29 protein-coding genes are annotated in these 19,502 nt (G+C 60.8%); 23 read left to right on the plus strand and 6 right to left on the minus strand.

Features of this window, described 5'->3' with window-relative positions; genetic code table 11:
* Positions 1-75 precede the first annotated feature (75 nt).
* The 13 genes from tuf to ACSVDO_RS01335 all read left to right on the plus strand — a co-directional run bounded on the left by tuf (position 76) and on the right by ACSVDO_RS01335 (position 7,307).
* Complete coding sequence (tuf, locus tag ACSVDO_RS01275; protein ID WP_489594656.1) at positions 76-1,266, plus strand: elongation factor Tu; 1,191 nt, start codon at positions 76-78, stop codon at positions 1,264-1,266.
* A 25-nt stretch (positions 1,267-1,291) separates the two neighbouring features.
* On the plus strand, positions 1,292-1,603 hold the full coding sequence (gene rpsJ, locus ACSVDO_RS01280; RefSeq protein ID WP_005796953.1) for a 30S ribosomal protein S10: 312 nt from the start codon (positions 1,292-1,294) through the stop codon (positions 1,601-1,603).
* 202 nt (positions 1,604-1,805) lie between these two features.
* Positions 1,806-2,480 carry a 50S ribosomal protein L3 gene (gene rplC / locus ACSVDO_RS01285; protein ID WP_489594657.1) on the plus strand — a complete coding sequence of 225 codons (675 nt, stop codon included), beginning with the start codon at positions 1,806-1,808 and terminating at the stop codon, positions 2,478-2,480.
* A complete protein-coding gene (gene rplD / locus ACSVDO_RS01290; protein ID WP_159917961.1) occupies positions 2,480-3,103 on the plus strand; it encodes a 50S ribosomal protein L4 in 624 nt (207 codons plus the stop codon). Before rplC ends, rplD begins: the two co-directional genes overlap by 1 nt.
* Positions 3,100-3,414 (plus strand): 50S ribosomal protein L23, encoded by a 315-nt coding sequence (rplW, locus tag ACSVDO_RS01295; protein ID WP_159917962.1) that lies wholly within the window; start codon positions 3,100-3,102, stop codon positions 3,412-3,414. Before rplD ends, rplW begins: the two co-directional genes overlap by 4 nt.
* The gene (gene rplB, locus ACSVDO_RS01300) at positions 3,415-4,239 is read left to right on the plus strand and encodes a 50S ribosomal protein L2 (RefSeq protein WP_159917963.1); all 825 of its coding nucleotides are present in this window, start codon (positions 3,415-3,417) and stop codon (positions 4,237-4,239) included.
* A gap of 10 nt (positions 4,240-4,249) precedes the next feature.
* Positions 4,250-4,528, plus strand: a complete 279-nt coding sequence (rpsS, locus tag ACSVDO_RS01305; protein WP_159917964.1) for a 30S ribosomal protein S19 — start codon at positions 4,250-4,252, stop codon at positions 4,526-4,528.
* A gap of 9 nt (positions 4,529-4,537) precedes the next feature.
* Positions 4,538-4,870, plus strand: a complete 333-nt coding sequence (gene rplV / locus ACSVDO_RS01310; protein ID WP_213304180.1) for a 50S ribosomal protein L22 — start codon at positions 4,538-4,540, stop codon at positions 4,868-4,870.
* Positions 4,871-4,885: 15 nt separating this feature from the next.
* Positions 4,886-5,767, plus strand: coding sequence for a 30S ribosomal protein S3 (gene rpsC, locus ACSVDO_RS01315; protein ID WP_159917966.1), 882 nt, complete (start codon positions 4,886-4,888; stop codon positions 5,765-5,767).
* 2 nt (positions 5,768-5,769) lie between these two features.
* Positions 5,770-6,186 carry a 50S ribosomal protein L16 gene (gene rplP, locus ACSVDO_RS01320; protein WP_261502757.1) on the plus strand — a complete coding sequence of 139 codons (417 nt, stop codon included), beginning with the start codon at positions 5,770-5,772 and terminating at the stop codon, positions 6,184-6,186.
* Between the two features lie 15 nt (positions 6,187-6,201).
* On the plus strand, positions 6,202-6,399 hold the full coding sequence (gene rpmC / locus ACSVDO_RS01325; RefSeq protein WP_489594658.1) for a 50S ribosomal protein L29: 198 nt from the start codon (positions 6,202-6,204) through the stop codon (positions 6,397-6,399).
* Between the two features lie 11 nt (positions 6,400-6,410).
* Positions 6,411-6,680, plus strand: coding sequence for a 30S ribosomal protein S17 (gene rpsQ / locus ACSVDO_RS01330; protein WP_213304183.1), 270 nt, complete (start codon positions 6,411-6,413; stop codon positions 6,678-6,680).
* 120 nt (positions 6,681-6,800) lie between these two features.
* The gene (locus ACSVDO_RS01335) at positions 6,801-7,307 is read left to right on the plus strand and encodes a peroxiredoxin (protein WP_489594659.1); all 507 of its coding nucleotides are present in this window, start codon (positions 6,801-6,803) and stop codon (positions 7,305-7,307) included.
* Between the two features lie 93 nt (positions 7,308-7,400).
* On the opposite strand, the gene ACSVDO_RS01340 is transcribed toward ACSVDO_RS01335, so the two are convergent.
* Positions 7,401-7,892: a GNAT family N-acetyltransferase gene (locus ACSVDO_RS01340; RefSeq protein ID WP_332540237.1), complete on the minus strand. Its 492-nt coding sequence runs from the start codon at positions 7,890-7,892 to the stop codon at positions 7,401-7,403.
* A gap of 72 nt (positions 7,893-7,964) precedes the next feature.
* Positions 7,965-8,624: a cytochrome b/b6 domain-containing protein gene (locus ACSVDO_RS01345; RefSeq protein WP_489594660.1), complete on the minus strand. Its 660-nt coding sequence runs from the start codon at positions 8,622-8,624 to the stop codon at positions 7,965-7,967.
* A gap of 112 nt (positions 8,625-8,736) precedes the next feature.
* Here ACSVDO_RS01345 and ACSVDO_RS01350 point away from each other — a divergent pair, with 112 nt between their 5' ends.
* Positions 8,737-9,183 carry a c-type cytochrome gene (locus ACSVDO_RS01350; protein WP_332540234.1) on the plus strand — a complete coding sequence of 149 codons (447 nt, stop codon included), beginning with the start codon at positions 8,737-8,739 and terminating at the stop codon, positions 9,181-9,183.
* Positions 9,184-9,294: 111 nt separating this feature from the next.
* Here ACSVDO_RS01350 and ACSVDO_RS01355 read toward each other — a convergent pair whose 3' ends face one another.
* Positions 9,295-9,798 (minus strand): TlpA disulfide reductase family protein, encoded by a 504-nt coding sequence (locus tag ACSVDO_RS01355; RefSeq protein ID WP_332540232.1) that lies wholly within the window; start codon positions 9,796-9,798, stop codon positions 9,295-9,297.
* A gap of 187 nt (positions 9,799-9,985) precedes the next feature.
* Here ACSVDO_RS01355 and ACSVDO_RS01360 point away from each other — a divergent pair, with 187 nt between their 5' ends.
* The 3 genes from ACSVDO_RS01360 to ptsP all read left to right on the plus strand — a co-directional run bounded on the left by ACSVDO_RS01360 (position 9,986) and on the right by ptsP (position 12,523).
* Positions 9,986-10,432, plus strand: a complete 447-nt coding sequence (locus ACSVDO_RS01360; RefSeq protein ID WP_332549810.1) for a PTS sugar transporter subunit IIA — start codon at positions 9,986-9,988, stop codon at positions 10,430-10,432.
* Complete coding sequence (locus ACSVDO_RS01365) at positions 10,401-10,670, plus strand: HPr family phosphocarrier protein (protein ID WP_332540229.1); 270 nt, start codon at positions 10,401-10,403, stop codon at positions 10,668-10,670. The genes ACSVDO_RS01360 and ACSVDO_RS01365 overlap by 32 nt, the downstream gene beginning before the upstream one ends.
* A 101-nt stretch (positions 10,671-10,771) precedes the next feature.
* Complete coding sequence (gene ptsP, locus ACSVDO_RS01370; RefSeq protein WP_489594661.1) at positions 10,772-12,523, plus strand: phosphoenolpyruvate--protein phosphotransferase; 1,752 nt, start codon at positions 10,772-10,774, stop codon at positions 12,521-12,523.
* A 364-nt stretch (positions 12,524-12,887) separates the two neighbouring features.
* On the opposite strand, the gene lipA is transcribed toward ptsP, so the two are convergent.
* The 3 genes from lipA to ACSVDO_RS01385 form a co-directional block, all read right to left on the minus strand.
* On the minus strand, positions 12,888-13,868 hold the full coding sequence (gene lipA / locus ACSVDO_RS01375) for a lipoyl synthase (protein WP_489594662.1): 981 nt from the start codon (positions 13,866-13,868) through the stop codon (positions 12,888-12,890).
* A 12-nt stretch (positions 13,869-13,880) separates the two neighbouring features.
* Entirely contained in the window at positions 13,881-14,522 is a 642-nt protein-coding gene (lipB, locus tag ACSVDO_RS01380; RefSeq protein WP_489596307.1) for a lipoyl(octanoyl) transferase LipB, read from the minus strand.
* A gap of 68 nt (positions 14,523-14,590) precedes the next feature.
* Positions 14,591-14,917: a YbeD family protein gene (locus ACSVDO_RS01385; RefSeq protein WP_332549353.1), complete on the minus strand. Its 327-nt coding sequence runs from the start codon at positions 14,915-14,917 to the stop codon at positions 14,591-14,593.
* A 255-nt stretch (positions 14,918-15,172) separates the two neighbouring features.
* On the opposite strand from ACSVDO_RS01385, the gene ACSVDO_RS01390 reads away from it, so the two are divergent.
* From ACSVDO_RS01390 to atpA, 6 genes are read left to right on the plus strand one after another with little or no spacing between them, the layout of a single operon-like run.
* On the plus strand, positions 15,173-15,652 hold the full coding sequence (locus tag ACSVDO_RS01390; protein WP_332549352.1) for an ATP synthase subunit I: 480 nt from the start codon (positions 15,173-15,175) through the stop codon (positions 15,650-15,652).
* Positions 15,653-15,673: 21 nt separating this feature from the next.
* Positions 15,674-16,537: a F0F1 ATP synthase subunit A gene (atpB, locus tag ACSVDO_RS01395; RefSeq protein ID WP_489594663.1), complete on the plus strand. Its 864-nt coding sequence runs from the start codon at positions 15,674-15,676 to the stop codon at positions 16,535-16,537.
* 45 nt (positions 16,538-16,582) lie between these two features.
* A complete protein-coding gene (gene atpE / locus ACSVDO_RS01400) occupies positions 16,583-16,831 on the plus strand; it encodes a F0F1 ATP synthase subunit C (protein ID WP_159917983.1) in 249 nt (82 codons plus the stop codon).
* Positions 16,832-16,866: 35 nt separating this feature from the next.
* The gene (locus ACSVDO_RS01405; protein ID WP_332549350.1) at positions 16,867-17,337 is read left to right on the plus strand and encodes a F0F1 ATP synthase subunit B; all 471 of its coding nucleotides are present in this window, start codon (positions 16,867-16,869) and stop codon (positions 17,335-17,337) included.
* Between the two features lie 11 nt (positions 17,338-17,348).
* Complete coding sequence (locus ACSVDO_RS01410; protein WP_489594664.1) at positions 17,349-17,888, plus strand: F0F1 ATP synthase subunit delta; 540 nt, start codon at positions 17,349-17,351, stop codon at positions 17,886-17,888.
* 43 nt (positions 17,889-17,931) lie between these two features.
* Positions 17,932-19,485, plus strand: coding sequence for a F0F1 ATP synthase subunit alpha (gene atpA / locus ACSVDO_RS01415; protein ID WP_213304223.1), 1,554 nt, complete (start codon positions 17,932-17,934; stop codon positions 19,483-19,485).
* The last annotated feature ends 17 nt before the right edge of the window (positions 19,486-19,502 follow it).

Consider the following 19,502-nt stretch of genomic DNA (forward strand, 5'->3'; position numbering starts at 1 on the left):
TCCTGTGCGGGGGGAATCAGCAATTCGATGCAGACGTTAAACATCACACAGGTTTTGCTCTTTTGGAGAAATCTCATGGCAAAAGGTAAGTTCGAACGCACCAAGCCCCACGTCAACGTGGGCACCATCGGTCACGTTGACCACGGCAAGACAACCCTGACGGCTGCTATCGCTACCGTCCTGTCGGCCAAGTTCGGCGGCGAAGCCAAGAAGTACGACGAAATCGACAAGGCGCCTGAAGAAAAGGCTCGCGGTATCACCATCAATACCTCGCACGTCGAATACGAAACCGCTGGCCGTCACTACGCTCACGTTGACTGCCCAGGCCACGCCGACTATGTGAAGAACATGATCACCGGCGCTGCTCAAATGGACGGCGCTATCCTGGTTTGCTCGGCCGCCGACGGCCCAATGCCCCAGACCCGCGAGCACATCCTGCTGGCCCGTCAGGTTGGCGTTCCTTACATCATCGTGTTCCTGAACAAGTGCGACATGGTTGATGACGAAGAGCTGCTGGAACTGGTGGAAATGGAAGTCCGCGAGCTGCTGGACAAGTACAACTTCCCTGGCGACGACACCCCGATCATCCGTGGTTCGGCCAAGCTGGCTCTGGAAGGCGACAAGGGTCCTCTGGGCGAACAAGCCATCGAAAAGCTGGCCGACGCTCTGGACACGTACATCCCTGAGCCAGAGCGCGCAGTGGACGGCGCTTTCCTGATGCCCGTGGAAGACGTGTTCTCGATCTCCGGTCGTGGTACCGTGGTGACGGGCCGTATCGAGCGCGGCATCATCAAGGTCGGCGAAGAAATCGAAGTCGTCGGTATCCGCGACACGCAAAAGACCACCTGCACCGGCGTGGAAATGTTCCGCAAGCTGCTGGACCAAGGTCAAGCCGGCGACAACGTTGGCCTGCTGCTGCGCGGCACCAAGCGTGAAGACGTCGAGCGCGGCCAAGTGCTGTGCAAGCCCGGTTCGATCAAGCCCCACACCCACTTCACCGCTGAAGTGTACGTGTTGAGCAAGGACGAAGGCGGCCGCCACACGCCTTTCTTCAACAACTACCGTCCCCAGTTCTACTTCCGTACCACGGACGTGACCGGTGCGATCGAGTTGCCTGAAGGCAAGGAAATGGTCATGCCTGGCGACAACGTGTCGATCACGGTCAAGCTGATTGCCCCCATCGCCATGGAAGAAGGCCTGCGCTTCGCCATCCGCGAAGGTGGTCGTACGGTCGGCGCTGGTGTGGTTGCCAAGGTCCTGGCTTAATTCTTAGCATCACTAGGAATTAACCATGTCCAAGCAAAAAATCCGCATCCGCCTGAAGGCGTTTGACTACAAGCTGATCGACCAATCGGCTGCCGAAATCGTCGACACCGCCAAGCGCACCGGCGCGATCGTCAAGGGTCCCGTGCCCCTGCCGACACGCATGAAGCGTTTCGACATCCTGCGTTCGCCGCACGTCAACAAGACCAGCCGCGATCAGCTCGAAATCCGTACCCACCAGCGTCTCATGGACATCGTGGATCCCACGGACAAGACTGTCGACGCGCTGATGAAGCTGGACCTGCCAGCTGGCGTGGACGTCGAAATCAAGCTGCAATAAGTTCCTGAAGGCTCTTTCGAGAGCCTAACAAGGTCTTGATCTAACGCGAACTTGCTTGAAAAAGCAGTTCGCGTTAGAATTTGGGGCTTCGCCTTTTAGGGCGGAGTTTTATTAACCTTCTTTCGTGCGCCGGGTCTTTTTGGACAAGGGTGCAACGCTGGGCCAATTGCAGTTACAGCGGCGAAAGTTTTGGAGCAAACAAATGAGTCTGAGCAACTCCCTGGGGTTGCTGGGTCGCAAGGTGGGCATGATGCGTCTGTTCACTGATGACGGGGACGCAGTGCCCGTCACGGTGGTGGATGTGTCCAACAACCGTGTGACTCAGGTCAAAACCCAAGAGAACGATGGCTACGTGGCCCTGCAGGTCACGTTCGGTTCGCGCCGCGCTTCGCGCGTGACCAAGCCACAAGCCGGCCACCTTGCCAAGGCAGGTGTCGAAGCCGGTGAAGTGACCCGCGAATTCCCCGTGACGGCCGAAGTGGCTGGCAAGTACGCCGCTGGCGCTACGCTGCCTGTCGCCGAACTGTTCGCTGTGGGCCAGAAGGTGGACGTGCAAGGCACTTCCATTGGTAAGGGCTTCGCTGGCACGATCAAGCGTCACAACTTCCGTTCGCAGCGCGCTTCGCACGGTAACAGCCGTTCGCACAACGTCCCTGGTTCCATTTCGATGGCACAAGATCCAGGCCGCGTGTTCCCCGGCAAGAAAATGACGGGTCACATGGGCGACGAGACCGTGACGACGCAAAACCTCGACGTGGTTCGCATTGACGAAGCACGCCAACTGCTCTTGATCAAGGGCGCTGTTCCGGGCTCCAAGGGTGGCTTCGTGATGGTGCGTCCTGCAGTCAAGGCTAAATCTTCTCAAGGAGCGAACTAATGCAGCTCGAACTCCTGAATGAACAAGGCCAGGCAGCATCGTCGTTCGATGTGCCCGAAACTGTGTTCGGTCGTGAATTCAACGAAGACCTGATCCATCAACTGGTCGTCGCCTACCGTGCCAACGCACGCCAAGGCACGCGCGCCCAGAAGGATCGCGAGCAAGTCCGTCACTCGACGGCCAAGCCGTTCAAGCAAAAGGGTACGGGCCGCGCTCGTGCCGGTATGACCTCCTCGCCTCTGTGGCGTGGCGGCGGTCGCATCTTCCCGAATCTGCCTGAAGAAAACTTCACGCAGAAGATCAACAAGAAGATGTACCGCGCTGGCATGGCTTCCATCCTGTCGCAGCTGGCCCGTGAAGGCCGTCTGGCAGTCGTGGATTCGCTGACGCTGGATACGCCCAAGACCAAGGTGCTGGCCGACAAGTTCAAGGCCATGAACCTGGCTGAGTCCGTGATGGTGATCGCTGACGAAGTGGACGAAAACCTGTACCTTGCTTCCCGCAACCTGAAGAACGTGTTCGTTGTCGAACCACGTTATGCCGACCCCGTGTCGCTGGTGCATTACAAGAAAGTGCTCGTCACCAAGGGTGCAATCGACAAACTCAAGGAGATGTTCGCATGAGCACACTCAAGTTTGACGAAGGTCGTCTGATGCAAGTGCTGGTCGCTCCCATCGTGTCCGAAAAGGCCACCATGGTTGCTGAAAAGTCCAACGTCGTGACGTTCAAGGTGCTGCAGAGCGCTACCAAGCCCGAAATCAAGGCCGCTGTGGAATTGATGTTCAAGGTGGAAGTCGCCAAGATCTCTGTGCTGAACACCAAGGGCAAGGCCAAGCGCTTTGGCAAGACCATGGGTCGCCGCGACAACGTTCGCAAGGCCTACGTCATGCTCAAGCCAGGTCAAGAGCTGAATCTGTCTGGGGAGGCCGCTTAAATGGCAGTCATCAAACTCAAGCCCACGACGCCTGGTCAACGCGGTGCCGTCAAGGTCACGCGCGATCACCTGCACAAGGGCGAGCCGTATGCACCCCTGCTGGAACCCCAGTTCCAGAAGGCCGGTCGTAACAACAACGGCCACATCACCACCCGTCACAAGGGCGGTGGTCACAAGCATCACTACCGCGTGGTGGACTTCCGTCGCAACAAGGACGGCATCCCCGCAAAGGTCGAGCGTATTGAATACGATCCTAACCGTACGGCCCACATCGCTCTGGTGTGCTATGCCGACGGTGAGCGTCGCTACATCATTGCTCCTCGCAACCTGGAAGTGGGCGCGACCATTGTCAGCGGTTCGGAAGCTCCGATCCGCGTGGGCAACACCCTGCCTATCCGCAACATCCCCGTGGGCTCGACCATTCACTGCATCGAATTGCAAGTGGGCGGCGGTGCACAGATCGCGCGTTCCGCAGGTACCTCCGCCACGTTGCTGGCCCGTGAAGGCGTCTACGCTCAAGTGCGTATGCGTTCGGGCGAAGTGCGCAAGATTCACATCGAGTGCCGCGCAACCCTGGGCGAAGTCGCCAACGAAGAACACAGCCTGCGCCGTCTGGGCAAGGCCGGTGTGAAGCGCTGGATGGGTATTCGTCCTACCGTTCGCGGTGTGGTGATGAACCCTGTGGATCACCCGCACGGTGGTGGTGAAGGCAAGACCGGTGAAGGTCGTCACGCAGTTGACCCATGGGGCAACCTGACGAAGGGCTACCGTACCCGTAACAACAAACGCACGCAATCGATGATTGTGTCGCGTCGTAAAAAGTAAGGGGTAGCAAATGACTCGTTCTCTCAAAAAGGGTCCGTTTGTTGACCATCACTTGGTCGCCAAGGTCGAAAAGGCCGTCGCAACCAAGGATAAGAAGCCAGTCAAGACCTGGTCGCGTCGTTCCATGGTTCTGCCCGATTTCATCGGTCTGACCATTGCTGTGCACAACGGCAAGCAACACGTGCCGGTCTATGTTACGGACCAGATGGTGGGCCATAAGCTCGGCGAATTCGCCTTGACGCGCACCTTCAAGGGTCACCCCGCGGACAAAAAAGTCCAGAAGAAGTAAGGAACGACCATGTCTGAAACACGTGCAGTCCTCCGGGGCGTCCGTCTGTCGGTGGACAAAGGTCGCCTGGTCGCTGATCTGATCCGCGGCAAGAAGGTTGATCAAGCTCTGAACATCCTGACGTTCACGCAGAAAAAAGCTGCTGTGATCATCAAGAAGGTTCTTGAGTCCGCCATTGCCAACGCTGAGCATAACGACGGCGCCGATATCGACGAACTGAAGATCACCACGATCTACGTCGAACAAGGCACGACGCTCAAGCGCTTCACCGCGCGCGCCAAAGGCCGCGGCAATCGTATCAGCAAGCCCACGTGCCATGTGTACGTGACGGTTGGCAACTGAAAGGCCTGGAAGAATATGGGACAGAAAATCCATCCTACCGGCTTCCGTCTGGCTGTTAGCCGGAACTGGGCCAGCCGTTGGTACGCAAGCAACCGTGACTTCGCCGGCATGCTGGCCGAAGACATCAAGGTTCGCGAGTACCTGAAGGCCAAGCTGAAGAACGCCGCTGTGTCGCGTATCCTGATCGAGCGTCCTGCAAAGAACGCCCGTATCACGATTTACTCGGCGCGTCCCGGCGTGGTGATCGGCAAGAAGGGTGAAGACATCGAGAACCTCAAGAAGGAACTCGCTATTCGCCTGGGCGTGCCAGTGGCAGTGAACATCGAAGAAGTGCGCAAGCCCGAAATCGATGCCAAGCTGATCGCTGACTCGATCACCCAACAGCTCGAAAAGCGCATCATGTTCCGCCGTGCCATGAAGCGCGCCATGCAAAACGCTATGCGTTTGGGCGCTCTGGGCATCAAGATCATGTCGTCGGGCCGTTTGAACGGTATCGAAATCGCTCGTTGCGAATGGTATCGCGAAGGTCGCGTGCCACTTCACACCCTGCGTGCCGACATCGACTATGGCTTCTCCGAAGCCAAGACCACCTACGGCATCATCGGTGTCAAGGTGTGGGTGTACAAGGGTGACACTCTGGGCCGCAACGACCTGCCTTTGGCAGAGACGCCGCGTCCCGAAGAAGAGCGTCGCCCCCGTGGCCCGCGTCGCGACAGCCGTAATGGCGATCGCAACGCTGGTCCCGGCCGCGGTGCACCTCGCCGCCCAGTGGGTGGCAACGTGGCTCCGGCCGACGGCAGCGATAAGCCTGCCGGCGCCGGTGCCGACACCAACGCCGTTAAGCGCGTTCGCAAGGCAGACGCGCCCGCTACAGCAGCGGACGGTAAAGGAGAATAAAGATGCTGCAACCTGCTCGCCGCAAATATCGCAAGGAGCAAAAGGGTCGCAACACCGGTATTGCAACGCGGGGTAACTCCGTTGCATTCGGTGACTTCGGCCTGAAATCCACGGATCGTGGCCGTTTGACGGCCCGCCAGATCGAAGCTGCACGTCGTGCAATTTCCCGTCACGTGAAGCGTGGTGGTCGTATCTGGATCCGTGTGTTCCCTGACAAGCCAATCTCGACCAAGCCCGCAGAAGTGCGTATGGGTAACGGTAAGGGCAACCCTGAGTACTACGTCGCTGAAATTCAGCCCGGCAAGGTGCTCTACGAAATCGTGGGTGTGCCAGAAGAGTTGGCACGTGAAGCGTTCCGCCTGGCTGCTGCCAAGCTGCCGCTGCGCACCACGTTTGTTGCACGCCACATTGGCGCTTAATCAGGAGAATTCAAAATGACGAAAACTACTGAATTGCGCCAAAAAGACGTTACCGGCCTCGAAGCTGAAATCAAGTCCTTGCAAAAGGCGCATTTCGGCCTGCGCATGCAGAAGGCTACGCAACAATTGGCCAACACGAATACGCTGCGCTCCACGCGCCGTGACATCGCTCGTGCCAAGACCATCCTTGCTGAAAAGCAAGCCGCCAAGTAATAGGAGCCGACATGACGGAAGCTAAAAAATCCCTCAAGCGCACCTTGGTTGGCAAGGTGGTCAGCGACAAGCGTCAAAAGACTGTGACCGTTCTGGTCGAACGCCGTGTGAAGCACGAGCTGTACGGCAAGATCGTTGGCAAGTCCAGCAAGTACCACGCCCATGACGAAAATGGCGAATACAAGCTCGGCGACACCATCGAAATCACGGAAAGCCGTCCTTTGTCCAAGACCAAGAACTGGGTTGCGACCCGTTTGGTGCAAAAGGCTGGCCTGCTCTAAAGCCTCTCAGGCCTTAGTGCTGCAAAGCTGAGAAAAACGACCCACAATGTGGGTCGTTTTTTCGTTTGGGACTGCGCTTTTTGCGCGGCCCAATTTTTTAGTCGAGAACCGGAGCTTTACATGATCAAAGTTGGAGATACCCTGCCCGCCGTCACGCTGACAGAATACGTTGCCGTCGAAGGCAATGGCTGCAGCATCGGCCCGAACGCCGTCAAGGTGCAGGAAGCCGCTGCCGGCAAGACGATCGCCATCGTGGCCGTGCCTGGCGCATTCACGCCTACCTGCTCCGAAAAGCATCTGCCCGGTTACGTGGAACAAGCCGATGCGCTCAAGGCCGCCGGCGTGGACGAAATCTGGTGCCTGTCGGTCAATGACGCCTTCGTGATGGGCGCCTGGGGCCGCGACCAGAACGTCGGCAGCAAGGTGCGCATGATCGGTGACGGCGATGCCGCTTTCGCCAAGGCCACGGGCCTGACGCTGGACCTGAACGGCAAGGGCCTGGGCCTGCGCAGCAACCGCTACTCGATGCTGGTCAAGGACGGCAAGGTCGTTCAACTCAACGTCGAAGGCCCCGGCAAGTTCGACGTCAGCGACGCAGCCACTCTGCTCGCACAAGCCAAGGCCTGATCGGTCTGAAGCCGCCCGCGGCGCAGTCCGCGGCGGAAAATGAAAAGAGCGCCTGGCGCTCTTTTTTTTGGCTGCCATGCGCCTAATCAGCGCCTAGAACAGTTCTGCCTTGAGATAGTGCCCGCCAGCCGCGGGATTGAAGTAATAGGGCGGAATTTCCTCGAACCCAAGCTCGGCGTAGAGGGCGCGCGCGGCTTCCATGTCGTCGAGTGTGTCGAGCAGTACGCGGTCGTAGCCGGTCTGGCGCGCCAGGTCGAGCATCGCGGCGGTGATCTCGCGGCCCAGGCCGAAGCCGCGGAACGGCCGGCGCACATACAGGCGCTTCATCTCGGCGGCATTGGGGTAGTCGCTGGCATCGAGCGGCCGCAGCGCGCAGCAGCCCGCGAGCGCACCGTCGACGGTGGCCAACAGCAACTGCCCGCGCGGCGGTGCATATTCACCGGGCAGGTGGGCCAGTTCGGCCGCGAAATTCTGAAATTCCAGGTCAATGCCCGTGCTGTGAGCGTATTCCTCGAAGATCTGGCGCACGACGTCCAGATCTTGCGGAAAAGTCGCTGTCAGCAGGGCCACAGAAGGCTTATCCACAGGCGGGGCGCAAAAACAACGGAACCCGCAGTGTAGCGGTATGCGCGCGGTATGGTGAAGGCCGGTGCTGTTTCAAAACTGACCTATGCCCCAGGAGATGGCTGCGCACAGCAGTGCTATCCCCAGCGCGAGCAGGCGCTGGCGACTGCCATCGGCCGCCGCCGGCAGCGGTTGCGTGAGTTCGCGGTCGCCGCTGACCATGGCGCGCACCAGCGGACGCCGGCGCGCAAACGTGTACCAGGCGATGGCCAGCAGGTGCAGTCCCAGAAGTGCCAGCAGCAGGTATTGGCCCAGTTCGGCATGCCAGCGCGTTGCAGCCTCGACGATGTCTGCGGACACCAGCCGGCTCAGCGGTCCGGCATAAAAAATGGCGTCGTCGCTGAACAGGCCGGTGGCTACCTGGGCCAGCAGCACCGCGAGCATCGCAAACACCGATAGCGCGCCCAGCGGGCTGTGGCCTGCGCTGTGCGCGGGGCGGTCCTGTCCACGCAGATAGTCCAGCAGCTGCCGGGGCCCATAGAGAAAGCTGTGAAACCGCGACCAGTGGCCGCCGACCAGCCCCCAGACCAGGCGAAACAGCAGCAGCGCGAGCACCACATGGCCCAGCCGCAGATGCCAGATCATCGCGTTGCCGCCGATCTTGGCGCTGACGATCATGGCGATAGTGCTTGCCGCCAGTGACCAATGAAACAGGCGGGTCGGAAGATCCCAGATGCGGACGGTGTGAAGCATGGTGGTGCAAGGATAGCGAATCGCGCGGCGCGCGCGTTGCCTGCGCCGCCGTCCTTCACCATAATCCTGCGTTGGAATTGAGGTTTTTGTCCATCACCACAAGAAAGTCCCCATGAAAGCAATCTGCGTTCTGGCCCTTGCGGCCCTCACTGCCTCGTTGAGTCTTCCGGCTGCGGCCCAATTTGCCAAGAAGGACGAGGCGATCGACTACCGCCAGTCGGCGCTGAGCGTGATGGCCGCCCACTTCGGTCGTCTGGGCGCAATGGCCAAGGGCGATATTCCATTCGATGCCAAAGCCGCGCAGGAGAACGCGGACATCGTGGTGTTCATGTCCCGTCTGCCCTGGGCGGGCTTCGGGCCGGACACTGAAGGCGGCAAGGCCAAGCCCAATGTCTGGACGGAAAATGCCAAGTTCAAGGAGCTTGCCGGCAAGATGGAAGCCGAAGCCGTGAAACTTGCGGCGGCGGCAAAGCAGAACGACCTGGCCAGCCTCAAGGCGGCATTCGGCGCCACGGCAGGCAGCTGCAAGGCCTGCCACGACAGCTTCAGGAGTCGCTGACCCCCCTGAGCGCCTGCGTAGCATGACGCCATCGCTGCGGGGCGGCCCTTGCCCGGCGTCCCTGATCTGGAGTACGCCAGTTTCAGGGGCTGTGAGTCGAAGGACGCGAAATCAGGCTTCGGCCAGCAGCTTTTCTATGAGCCTGTGCAGCTCGGCGAAATCGGGAGCACCGATATAGCGTTTGACGATTTCACCGCGCTTGTTGACGATGAATGTCGATGGCGTGAGCTGCACATCGCCCCATTGCTTGGCGACCGCGCCGGTGTTGTCGATCGCGACCTTGAACGGCAGCTGGCGGCTTTGCGCGAAGTTCACCACGTAGCTCGGTGGGTCGTAGCTCATGGCGACGGCCACGGTTTCGAAGCCCTGCGGCTGGTACTTCTTGTAGGTGGCAATGATTTCGGGCATTTCGGCCACACAGGTGGTGCAGCTCGTGGCCCAGAAGTTGACCAGCGTCACCTTGCCCTGCAGGTCAGCGGTGGTTTTCTGGCTGCCGTCGAGCAGCACGAACGTCGACGCAGGCGCGGGGCTGCTGCCTGCATTCAGGTAAATGAAGCCGCCGACGCCGGCGACGGCGGCAAGCGCCACGCCTGCAATCCATGTTTTGATAGCCATGTGTCGATTGTGCCCAAAGCTGCCGGGAATCCGGAGGTCAGGGGTTATGAGTGCGGCCGCGCGCACAAAGTTCACTGCGCGCTGCAGCCAGCGGGGTGTTCGGGTTGACCACAATCAAAGCTTGTGGCCGGATTGCCCGGCGCACACGGGCCGCGCGCCATAATGCTGTACATCCTTCCATCACTTCATGAACACGCGCATTCTTCTCATCACCCATGCTCCTCTGGCGCAGGCGTTGCGCGATTGCGCGCTGCATGTGTTTGCCGACAGCGCAGACGACGTGCTGACCATCGACGTCGGCGCCGATGAGAGCCCCGACGACACGCTGGCGCGCGCGCGCGCATTGCTGGGCACGAGTGGCTCTCCCGTGCTGGTGCTCACCGATGTATTTGGCGCTACGCCCTGCAACGTCGCCCAGCGCCTCGTCGCCGGACGCGCGGCCCAGCTTGTGGCGGGGGTGAACCTGCCCATGCTGTTGCGCGCTGTTAGCTATCGCCATGAAACACTTGATGCCGTCGCGGCGCGCGCCGTGGTGGGCGGTATCCAGGGAGTGATGGCCGTGGCCGCCGCTCCATTGCAGAACCAGAATTTCCGTTCTTTCCATGATCAAGACCACCATCACCATCAGCAATAAGCTGGGCCTGCATGCGCGGGCATCGGCCAAGCTCACCAAACTCGCGGGCAGCTATCCCTGTGAAGTGTGGATGACCAAAGGCGAGCGCCGCATCAACGCCAAGAGCATCATGGGGGTGATGATGCTCGCCGCCGGCATTGGATCGCAGGTGGAACTTGAGACTTCGGGTGAGCGCGAGCAGGAAGCCATGGATGCGCTGCTGGCGTTGATCAACGACAAGTTTGGCGAAGGACAATGAGCCAGGCGCGCTGCTGACGCGGCGCAGCTGACTCGACTGGCGGGTCGCGACGCGCAGCGTGCGCAACGTGGCCGGCCATGACTGACTGAGGGACAGTCCGGATGACGTTTGCAATTCATGGCCTGGCAGTTTCCCGCGGCATAGCCATCGGGCGGGCGGTGCTGGTGAGCTCGAGCCGCATCGAGGTGCAGCACTATTTCATTGGTACGGCCGAAGTGCAGGCCGAGGTCGAGCGCGCGCGCACCGCGCGCCAGGCGGTCATCGAAGAGCTGCAGCGCCTGCAGACCGAGATGCCGCATGACGCGCCCGCGGAACTCGACGCGCTGCTCGACGTGCACCTGATGCTGCTGCAGGACGAGTCGCTGGTGCATGGCGTCGAGCAGTGGATCTGCGAGCGCCTGTACAACGCAGAGTGGGCACTCACAACGCAGCTCGAGGCCATTTCGCGGCAGTTCGACGAGATGGAAGACGACTACCTGCGCGAGCGCAAGGCCGATCTCGAGCAGGTGGTGGACCGCATTCTGCGCCACCTCAAAGGCGTCGCCAGCCCGGTGCCGCCGTCACGCCCCATGGTGCCTGGCGCCGCAGCCGAACTGCCGCTGATCCTTGTGGCCCAGGACCTCGCGCCGGCCGACATGCTGCATTTCAAGACCAGCGTGTTCGTCGGTTTCGTCACTGCGGTGGGCGGCAAGACCTCGCACACCGCCATTGTCGCGCGCAGCATGGACATTCCGGCCGTGGTCGGCGCGCGCGCCGCGGCGCAGCTGGTGCGCCCCGACGACTGGCTGATCATCGATGGCAATGCGGGCGTGGTGATCGTCGATCCTTCGCCCGCGATTCTTGCGGAGTACGAAAGCCGCCAGCGCGAGAGCGCGCACGAACGGGAAAGCCTGGCGCTGCTGCGGCACACACCCGCCGTGACGCTCGACGGCCAGCAAATCGAGCTGCTGGCCAACATCGAGCAGCCCGGTGACGGCCCGGCCGCGCTGCAGGCCGGCGCCCAGGGGGTGGGGCTGTTCCGCAGCGAATTCCTGTTCATGGGCCGCGACGGTCCGCTGCCCGGCGAGGAAGAGCAGTACCAGGCGTATCGCCAGGCCGTCGAAGGCATGCAGGGCCGGCCCGTGACCATACGCACCATTGACGTGGGCGCCGACAAGCCGCTGGACAAGGCGCAGGCCAAGGAGTACTCACTCAATCCCGCGCTGGGCCTGCGGGCGATACGCTGGAGCCTGGCCGACCCGAGCATGTTCCGCACGCAGCTGCGCGCCGTGCTGCGCGCCGCTGTGCACGGTCCCGTGAGCCTGCTGTTTCCCATGCTCGCGCACCAGAGTGAAATCGAGCAGACCCTGGCCCAGGTGGACCTGGCCCGCGCCGAACTCGATGCGCGCGGCATGGCCTATGGCGCGGTGCAGCTGGGCGCGATGATAGAGATTCCGGCCGCGGCGCTGATGGTGCGCATGTTCCTGCGCTATTTCGATTACCTATCCATAGGCACCAATGATCTGATCCAGTACACGCTGGCGATCGACCGCGCCGACGAGGCTGTCGCCCATCTGTACGACCCGCTGCATCCGGCGGTGCTGCGTCTCGTCGCCGACGTGATCGCCGAAGGGCGGCGCCAGGGCAAGAGCATCTGCGTCTGCGGTGAAGTGGCCGGCGATGTGGCGATGACGCGCCTGCTGCTGGGCCTGGGCCTGCGCAGCTTCTCCATGCATCCGGCGCAGATCCTGGCCGTCAAGCAGGAAATACTGCGCGCCGATGCGGGCCAGCTCGCTGCCTGGGCACGGGAGGTGGTGCTGGCCGACGACCCTGCCGCCTTGCTGGAGGCCGGCCCCATGCCGTCAACTTCGTGAAACTGCGGTGATCCACATTCTTTTTGAAAATAGTTGAGATTGGTTCTCATTCACGTGTTATGATTCATCCACTGACGCAGCACATATCCTGGTGGGAACAGTGCTCCATCGGTTTCAGTTTCATCGTGGGGCGACTCGTGGGCCTGTTAAGCCTTCAGTCGTTTTTTGCCAGCCAGCGGCTCGCCGGTTAGCCAGGCATTTTTTGGTGGAACACAACGAAGAAAGCCTTCCAATGGAAGGCTTTTTGTTTTGGCGGAAGCGTCCTGTAAATCACGCCGCATGACGTGATGCCGCCGTTCGCCCGTCGGTGTATTCAGGGCGAAAGGGCGCGAGGGACCAAGGCCCCGCGCGCAGGGCAGCCGGATCAGACGCCAGCTGCGTGGGCCTGCTCGTCGGCGTGGTAGCTCGAGCGCACCATGGCGCCGACGGCCGCATGGCTGAAACCCATCTTGTAGGCTTCTTCCTCGAACATCTTGAAGGTGTCGGGGTGCACATAACGGCGCACCGGCAGATGGCTGTTCGAGGGCGACAGGTACTGGCCAATGGTCAGCATGTCGATGTCGTGCGCGCGCATGTCGCGCATCACCTGCAGGATTTCCTCGTCGGTTTCGCCCAGGCCGACCATGATGCCGCTCTTGGTCGGCACGTTGGGGTGCAGCGCCTTGAACTTCTTGAGCAGGTTCAGGCTGAACTGGTAGTCGGAACCGGGACGCGCTTCCTTGTACAGGCGCGGCGCGGTCTCGAGGTTGTGGTTCATCACATCGGGCGGCGCGGCCTTGAGGATCTCCAGCGCGCGGTCGTCGCGGCCGCGGAAATCGGGAACAAGGATCTCGATCTGCGTTGTTGGCGACAGTTCGCGGATGTTCTTGATGCATTCGACGAAATGGCCGCTGCCGCCGTCACGCAGGTCATCGCGGTCGACGCTGGTGATCACCACGTACTTGAGGCGCAGCTGGGCAATGGTCTTGGCCAGGTTGAGCGGCTCGTCGACATCCAGCGGATCGGGGCGACCATGGCCCACGTCGCAGAACGGGCAGCGGCGCGTGCACTTGTCGCCCATGATCATGAATGTGGCCGTGCCCTTGCCGAAGCATTCGCCGATGTTGGGGCAGCTCGCCTCCTCGCAGACGGTATGCAGCTTGTTCTCGCGCAGGATGTCCTTGATTTCGTAGAAGCGCGTGGTCGGCGAGCCGGCCTTGACGCGGATCCACTCCGGCTTCTTGAGCACTTCGCCGTGCTCGACCTTGATGGGGATGCGCGACAGCTTGGCCGCGGCCTTTTGCTTGGCCAGCGGGTTGTAGGTGGCTGCGGACTGCGCTTCGCGTACGACGTCTGTGGTGCTCATGGCTCTTGTTTCTCAGGGGGCGAGCCGGATTTCCAGCTGTCGGCCAAGCACATGCGCAGCCTCGTCCCAGGTTGTCTGGACACCGATTGTAGAAAGATCCACGCTGGGCAACCCGGCATAGCCACAAGGATTGATGCGCGAATAGGGTTCAAGATCCATTGCAACGTTCAGCGCCAGACCGTGGTAGGTGCAATGGCGGCTCACCTTGATGCCCAGTGCGGCGATCTTTCCCAGGCCGCTGAAGTCTGGCACGGGCGCGTCGCTGCCGGGCAGGCGCAGCTGCGGGCGCTGCTCAAGCATGGCGTGGCTCGATGGATCCGCCAGGCGCACGTAGATGCCGGGCGCGCCTGCGACGCGGTGGCCGGTGACGCCGAAATGCGCGAGCGTGCGGATCACGGCCTCCTCGAGGCGATAGACGTATTCCTTGACGAAATAGCCGCGGCGCTGCAAGTCAAGCAAAGGGTAGGCAACGACCTGGCCCGGGCCATGGTAGGTCACCTGTCCGCCGCGGTTGGTTGCCACGACGGGGATGTCTCCGGGCAGCAGCACATGGTCGGCCTTGCCGGCCAGCCCTTGCGTGAAGTGCGGTGCATGTTCGCAGATCCACAGCGAATCGGGCGTGTCGGCGCTGCGCTGCTGCGTGAGGTCCTGCATGGCCTGGACCGTGGCCTGGTAGTCGGTGCGGCCCAGCAGCCGCGTGTCCAGCGCGATGCCAGACACCGTCACAGAACGACTTTGACGTGGGGATCCGAGGTCAACGCCATGTACAGGCTGTCGAGCTGTTCGCGGCTGGTGGCCGTGACGGTGATGGTCACGCCCAGGTACTTGCCGGTGCTGCTGGGGCGCAGCTCGATGGTGCTGGCGTCGAAGCCGGGATCGAACTGGCGGGCAATCGTCGTGATCGACGACACCAGGTGCTCGTGCTGCAGGCCCATGACCTTGATCGGGAACAGAGACGGGTACTCGATCAGCGAGTCCTTGCGTGCCGCGGCCTCGTCGTCGGCGCCAATGACGTGGGCGGTAGGGGGGATGGGTGTTGACGAGCTCATGACAGAGACTTTCAAAGGTTAATACCTTGTCGGGGCGGACGGTTATGCGGTAATGTTTCGCGGGTCTGGCGCGCCGTGAACGGAGCGAAAAAACCTATACGGGCCAAAGGCTTGCAAGCATTGTTGTGTGACCTGGGTGTGACTGCCCGAGAAGGCTAATTTTGGCCACACCCGTAACAACCCCTATCTTACGGCAGGGGTTTTTACTTATAATCAGAGGCTTTGTGAAAGTTTCAGTCTGCGACAGGTTGCCAAATGACAAAAAAATACGCACCCGAGACTGAAGCTGAGGCCGAAGATTCTGACTTCAACCCCCTGACTGCCGAAGAAGCGCAGCAGTGGCGCCAGCGCAATCCGCCGGTGTCACCGTGGCGTGTGGTGGCAGGGCAGGTGCTGGTAGGTGTGCTGGTGTCGGCGCTGGCGTGGCTGGTGAGCGGCAAGCCCTCGGTGGGCTGGTCGGCAGCCTACGGCGCCCTGGCGGTGGTCTTGCCCGCAGCGTTGTTTGCGCGCGGCCTGGCCCGCCAGCAGGCTGCACCCCATGCGGGCGCGGCGATGGTCGGGTTCTTCGGTTGGGAATTGGCGAAGCTGATGTTGTGTATTGCGATGTTGGCAATGGCGCCAAAACTGGTCGCCGGATTGAGCTGGTTGGCTTTGCTGGCCGGCATGGTGGTAACGATGAAAACGTACTGGATTGCGCTGCTGATGCGGCGCTCCAGTGTCCGAAAAACCGATTGATATTGAGAGAAGAGTTGCCCGATGGCCGCAGACGCGCACGCACCAACTGCAAGTGAATACATCGTTCACCACTTGCAGCATCTCCAGAACATCAAACAGACGAGCATCGTCGATTTCTCGGTAGTCAACTATGACTCCGTGGTCGTCGGCCTGATCGTCGGTGCTCTGACCCTGTTTGTTCTCTGGCTGGCCGCCCGCAAGGCAACCGCTGGCGTTCCCGGTCGCTTCCAGGCAGCCGTCGAGCTGCTGGTCGAAATGGTCGACAACCAGGCCAAGGCCAACATCCACAATGCCGAAAGCCGCAAGTTCATTGCACCTCTGGCGCTGACGGTGTTCGTCTGGATCTTCATGATGAACGCGATGGACTTGCTGCCCGTCGACCTGCTGCCCGTGCTGTGGCAAGGTGCGACCGGTGACAGCCACGCCTATCTGCGCGTCGTTCCTACCGCCGACCTGTCGACCACTCTGGGCCTGTCGTCCGGCGTTCTGCTGCTGTGCTTCTGGTACAGCGTGAAGATCAAGGGTGCAGGCGGCTGGGCGCACGAACTGGTGACCGCGCCTTTCGGCACCAGCAAGAACCCCATCTTCGCCTTTATCCTGGGCATTGTGAATCTGCTGATGCAGATCATCGAATACGTTGCCAAGACCGTGTCGCATGGCATGCGACTGTTTGGCAATATGTACGCTGGTGAGTTGGTATTTATGCTGATTGCCCTGATGGGTGGTGCGGCTGCCATGTCTCTCTCTGGTGTGTTGCTCCCCGTGGGGCACATCATTGCAGGTTCTATCTGGGCGATCTTCCATATCTTGATCATCACCCTGCAGGCCTTCATTTTCATGATGCTGACGCTGATTTATCTCGGCCAAGCACATGAAGCCCACTGACCCTTTCTTTCTTTCCTTTCACTTTTTTAATCCTCTGGAGTCATCATGGAAAACATTCTCGGTCTCGTCGCTCTGGCTTGTGGTCTGATTGTTGGTCTGGGCGCTATCGGCGCTTCGATCGGTATCGCTTTGATGGGCGGCAAGTTCCTGGAAGCTTCCGCTCGTCAACCCGAGCTGATCAACGAACTGCAAACCAAGATGTTCATCTTGGCCGGTCTGATCGACGCTGCTTTCCTGATCGGCGTGGCTATCGCTCTGCTGTTCGCTTTCGCCAACCCGTTCGCTCTGGTCTAAGCTCCCCCTCAACGCCCATATAGAAAGGTGTTGCCGTGAGTATCAACGCGACCCTGTTCGTTCAGGCCATCGTCTTCCTGATCCTGGTGCTGTTCACGATGAAATTCGTGTGGCCCCCGATCGCGAAGGCCTTGGATGAACGAGCCCAGAAAATCGCCGATGGCCTCTCCGCTGCCGACAAGGCCAAATCCGAACTGACCGCTGTCAACAAGCGCGTCGAGCAGGAACTGGCCCAGACGCGCAACGAGACGACATCGCGGCTTGCGGACGCCGACCGCCGCGCCCAGGCCATCATCGAAGAAGCCAAGGCACGTGCGACTGAAGAAGGCAACAAGCTGATTGCAGCCGCCCGTGCAGAAGCCGAGCAGCAAGCAATTCAAGCCCGTGAGGCACTGCGCGAGCAGGTCGCTGCGCTGGCCGTCAAGGGCGCTGAGCAGATTCTCCGCAAGGAAGTCGATGCCGGCGTCCATGCAGATCTGCTGAACCGCCTCAAGACTGAGCTGTAAGGAAAGCAAACATGGCAGAACTCGCCACCATTGCCCGCCCTTACGCTGAAGCCCTGTTCAAAGCCAGTACCGCCAGCGGTGCGGATTTGAACAGCACAGTCGCCTGGGTGGAGGAATTGGCGGCGGTTGCCGCCGATTCGCAATTGCGCCAACTGGCAGACAACCCCAAGGTGAGCGAAGAGCAACTGCTCGACGTTTTCACGGGTGTCGCCGGTTCGGCACTCCCCGATGCCGCTCGTAATTTCCTGCGTGTCATCATTGAGAACGGCCGCGTGAATGCGCTGCCCGAGGTTGCAGGCCAGTTTCGTGGTCTCGTCAACCGGCTCGCGGGCTCGTCGGATGCGGTGGTGTACAGCGCCTTCCCCATCGAGCCTGCCGCACTGACGGAGCTCAGCGCTTCGTTGGAAAAGCGTTTTGGCCGCAAGCTGCATCTCACCGTTCAGCCCGATGAGTCGCTGATCGGTGGCATTCGCGTAGTCGTGGGTGACGAAGTGCTCGACACCTCGGTCAAGGCCCGTCTGGAACAAATGAAAGCGGCCCTCACTGCTTAACTGCACTGAGGTCCCGGCTAAACAAAGAAAGAAGGAAAGAGTCATGCAACTCAATCCCGCAGAAATTTCTGAATTGATCAAGAGCCGCATCGAAGGTCTGGCTGGCAGCACCGATATCCGTAACCAAGGCACCGTGGTGTCGGTGACGGACGGTATCGTGCGCGTGCACGGCCTGTCGGACGTGATGCAAGGCGAAATGCTGGAATTCCCGGCAACCGCTGACGGTCAACCCTCGTACGGTCTGGCCCTGAACCTCGAGCGCGACTCCGTCGGCGCCGTGATTCTGGGTGAGTACACGCACATCTCCGAAGGCGACACCGTCAAGTGCACGGGCCGCATTCTGGAAGTGCCCGTGGGCCCCGAGCTGATCGGCCGCGTGGTCAACGCTCTGGGTCACCCCATTGACGGCAAGGGCCCGATCAATGCGAAGATGACCGACGTGATCGAAAAGGTCGCACCGGGCGTTATCGCACGTCAATCGGTTGACCAGCCGCTGCAAACCGGTATCAAGTCGATCGACTCGATGGTTCCCGTGGGCCGTGGCCAGCGCGAACTGATCATTGGTGACCGTCAGACCGGCAAGACTGCCGTGGCCATCGACGCGATCATCAACCAGAAGGGCCAGGGCGTGACGTGTATCTACGTTGCGATCGGCCAGAAGGCTTCGTCGGTCAAGAACGTCGTGCGCGCTCTGGAACAAGCCGGCGCCATGGAATACACCATCGTGGTGGCTGCCACCGCTGCCGAATCGGCCGCGATGCAGTACGTGTCGGCCTACTCGGGCTGCACCATGGGTGAGTACTTCCGCGACCGCGGCGAAGACGCACTGATCGTTTATGACGATCTGTCCAAGCAAGCCGTGGCCTACCGCCAGGTTTCGCTGCTGCTGCGCCGCCCACCAGGCCGCGAAGCCTTCCCCGGCGACGTGTTCTATCTCCACAGCCGTCTGCTCGAGCGTGCAGCACGCGTGAACGCCACTTACGTGGAAGAGTTCACCAAGGGCGCCGTCAAGGGCAAGACCGGTTCGCTGACCGCTCTGCCTATCATCGAAACCCAGGCGGGTGACGTGTCGGCTTTCGTGCCTACCAACGTGATTTCGATCACCGACGGTCAGATCTTCCTGGAAACCAGCCTGTTCAACGCCGGTATCCGTCCCGCGATCAACGCCGGTATCTCGGTGTCGCGCGTCGGTGGTGCTGCCCAGACCAAGTTCGTCAAGGGCCAGTCCGGCGGTATCCGTACCGATCTGGCTCAGTACCGTGAACTGGCTGCGTTCGCGCAGTTCGCTTCCGATCTGGACGAATCCACCCGCAAGCAGCTCGACCGCGGTGCCCGCGTGACCGAATTGCTCAAGCAAGCCCAGTACAGCCCGCTGTCCGTGGCCTTGATGGGTGCTTCGCTGTTCGCAGTGAACAAGGGCTACATGGACGACATCGAAGTCAAGCAAGTGCTGCCCTTCGAAGCCGGCCTGCACCAATTCCTCAAGACCAGCCACGGCGCATTGATCGACAAGCTCAATGCCACCAAGGCCATGGACAAGGAATCCGAAGCTGAATTGACCGCCGCCATCGCTGCGTTCAAGAAGTCGTTCGCTTAATCCGGACGAGGAGCCAT

This window comes from Comamonas sp. DB36 (assembly GCF_057914905.1).

Bases quoted from the DNA above. Each gene is read 5' to 3' on its own strand.
- tuf (WP_489594656.1), top strand. From the start codon at position 76: ATGGCAAAAGGTAAGTTCGAACGCACCAAGCCCCACGTCAACGTGGGC.
- rpsJ (WP_005796953.1), top strand. From the start codon at position 1,292: ATGTCCAAGCAAAAAATCCGCATCCGCCTGAAGGCGTTTGACTACAAG.
- rplC (WP_489594657.1), top strand. From the start codon at position 1,806: ATGAGTCTGAGCAACTCCCTGGGGTTGCTGGGTCGCAAGGTGGGCATG.
- rplD (WP_159917961.1), top strand. From the start codon at position 2,480: ATGCAGCTCGAACTCCTGAATGAACAAGGCCAGGCAGCATCGTCGTTC.
- rplW (WP_159917962.1), top strand. From the start codon at position 3,100: ATGAGCACACTCAAGTTTGACGAAGGTCGTCTGATGCAAGTGCTGGTC.
- rplB (WP_159917963.1), top strand. From the start codon at position 3,415: ATGGCAGTCATCAAACTCAAGCCCACGACGCCTGGTCAACGCGGTGCC.
- rpsS (WP_159917964.1), top strand. From the start codon at position 4,250: ATGACTCGTTCTCTCAAAAAGGGTCCGTTTGTTGACCATCACTTGGTC.
- rplV (WP_213304180.1), top strand. From the start codon at position 4,538: ATGTCTGAAACACGTGCAGTCCTCCGGGGCGTCCGTCTGTCGGTGGAC.
- rpsC (WP_159917966.1), top strand. From the start codon at position 4,886: ATGGGACAGAAAATCCATCCTACCGGCTTCCGTCTGGCTGTTAGCCGG.
- rplP (WP_261502757.1), top strand. From the start codon at position 5,770: ATGCTGCAACCTGCTCGCCGCAAATATCGCAAGGAGCAAAAGGGTCGC.
- rpmC (WP_489594658.1), top strand. From the start codon at position 6,202: ATGACGAAAACTACTGAATTGCGCCAAAAAGACGTTACCGGCCTCGAA.
- rpsQ (WP_213304183.1), top strand. From the start codon at position 6,411: ATGACGGAAGCTAAAAAATCCCTCAAGCGCACCTTGGTTGGCAAGGTG.
- ACSVDO_RS01335 (WP_489594659.1), top strand. From the start codon at position 6,801: ATGATCAAAGTTGGAGATACCCTGCCCGCCGTCACGCTGACAGAATAC.
- ACSVDO_RS01345 (WP_489594660.1), bottom strand. From the start codon at position 8,624: ATGCTTCACACCGTCCGCATCTGGGATCTTCCGACCCGCCTGTTTCAT.
- ACSVDO_RS01350 (WP_332540234.1), top strand. From the start codon at position 8,737: ATGAAAGCAATCTGCGTTCTGGCCCTTGCGGCCCTCACTGCCTCGTTG.
- ACSVDO_RS01355 (WP_332540232.1), bottom strand. From the start codon at position 9,798: ATGGCTATCAAAACATGGATTGCAGGCGTGGCGCTTGCCGCCGTCGCC.
- ACSVDO_RS01360 (WP_332549810.1), top strand. From the start codon at position 9,986: ATGAACACGCGCATTCTTCTCATCACCCATGCTCCTCTGGCGCAGGCG.
- ACSVDO_RS01365 (WP_332540229.1), top strand. From the start codon at position 10,401: ATGATCAAGACCACCATCACCATCAGCAATAAGCTGGGCCTGCATGCG.
- ptsP (WP_489594661.1), top strand. From the start codon at position 10,772: ATGACGTTTGCAATTCATGGCCTGGCAGTTTCCCGCGGCATAGCCATC.
- lipA (WP_489594662.1), bottom strand. From the start codon at position 13,868: ATGAGCACCACAGACGTCGTACGCGAAGCGCAGTCCGCAGCCACCTAC.
- lipB (WP_489596307.1), bottom strand. From the start codon at position 14,522: ATGCAGGACCTCACGCAGCAGCGCAGCGCCGACACGCCCGATTCGCTG.
- ACSVDO_RS01385 (WP_332549353.1), bottom strand. From the start codon at position 14,917: ATGAGCTCGTCAACACCCATCCCCCCTACCGCCCACGTCATTGGCGCC.
- ACSVDO_RS01390 (WP_332549352.1), top strand. From the start codon at position 15,173: ATGACAAAAAAATACGCACCCGAGACTGAAGCTGAGGCCGAAGATTCT.
- atpB (WP_489594663.1), top strand. From the start codon at position 15,674: ATGGCCGCAGACGCGCACGCACCAACTGCAAGTGAATACATCGTTCAC.
- atpE (WP_159917983.1), top strand. From the start codon at position 16,583: ATGGAAAACATTCTCGGTCTCGTCGCTCTGGCTTGTGGTCTGATTGTT.
- ACSVDO_RS01410 (WP_489594664.1), top strand. From the start codon at position 17,349: ATGGCAGAACTCGCCACCATTGCCCGCCCTTACGCTGAAGCCCTGTTC.
- atpA (WP_213304223.1), top strand. From the start codon at position 17,932: ATGCAACTCAATCCCGCAGAAATTTCTGAATTGATCAAGAGCCGCATC.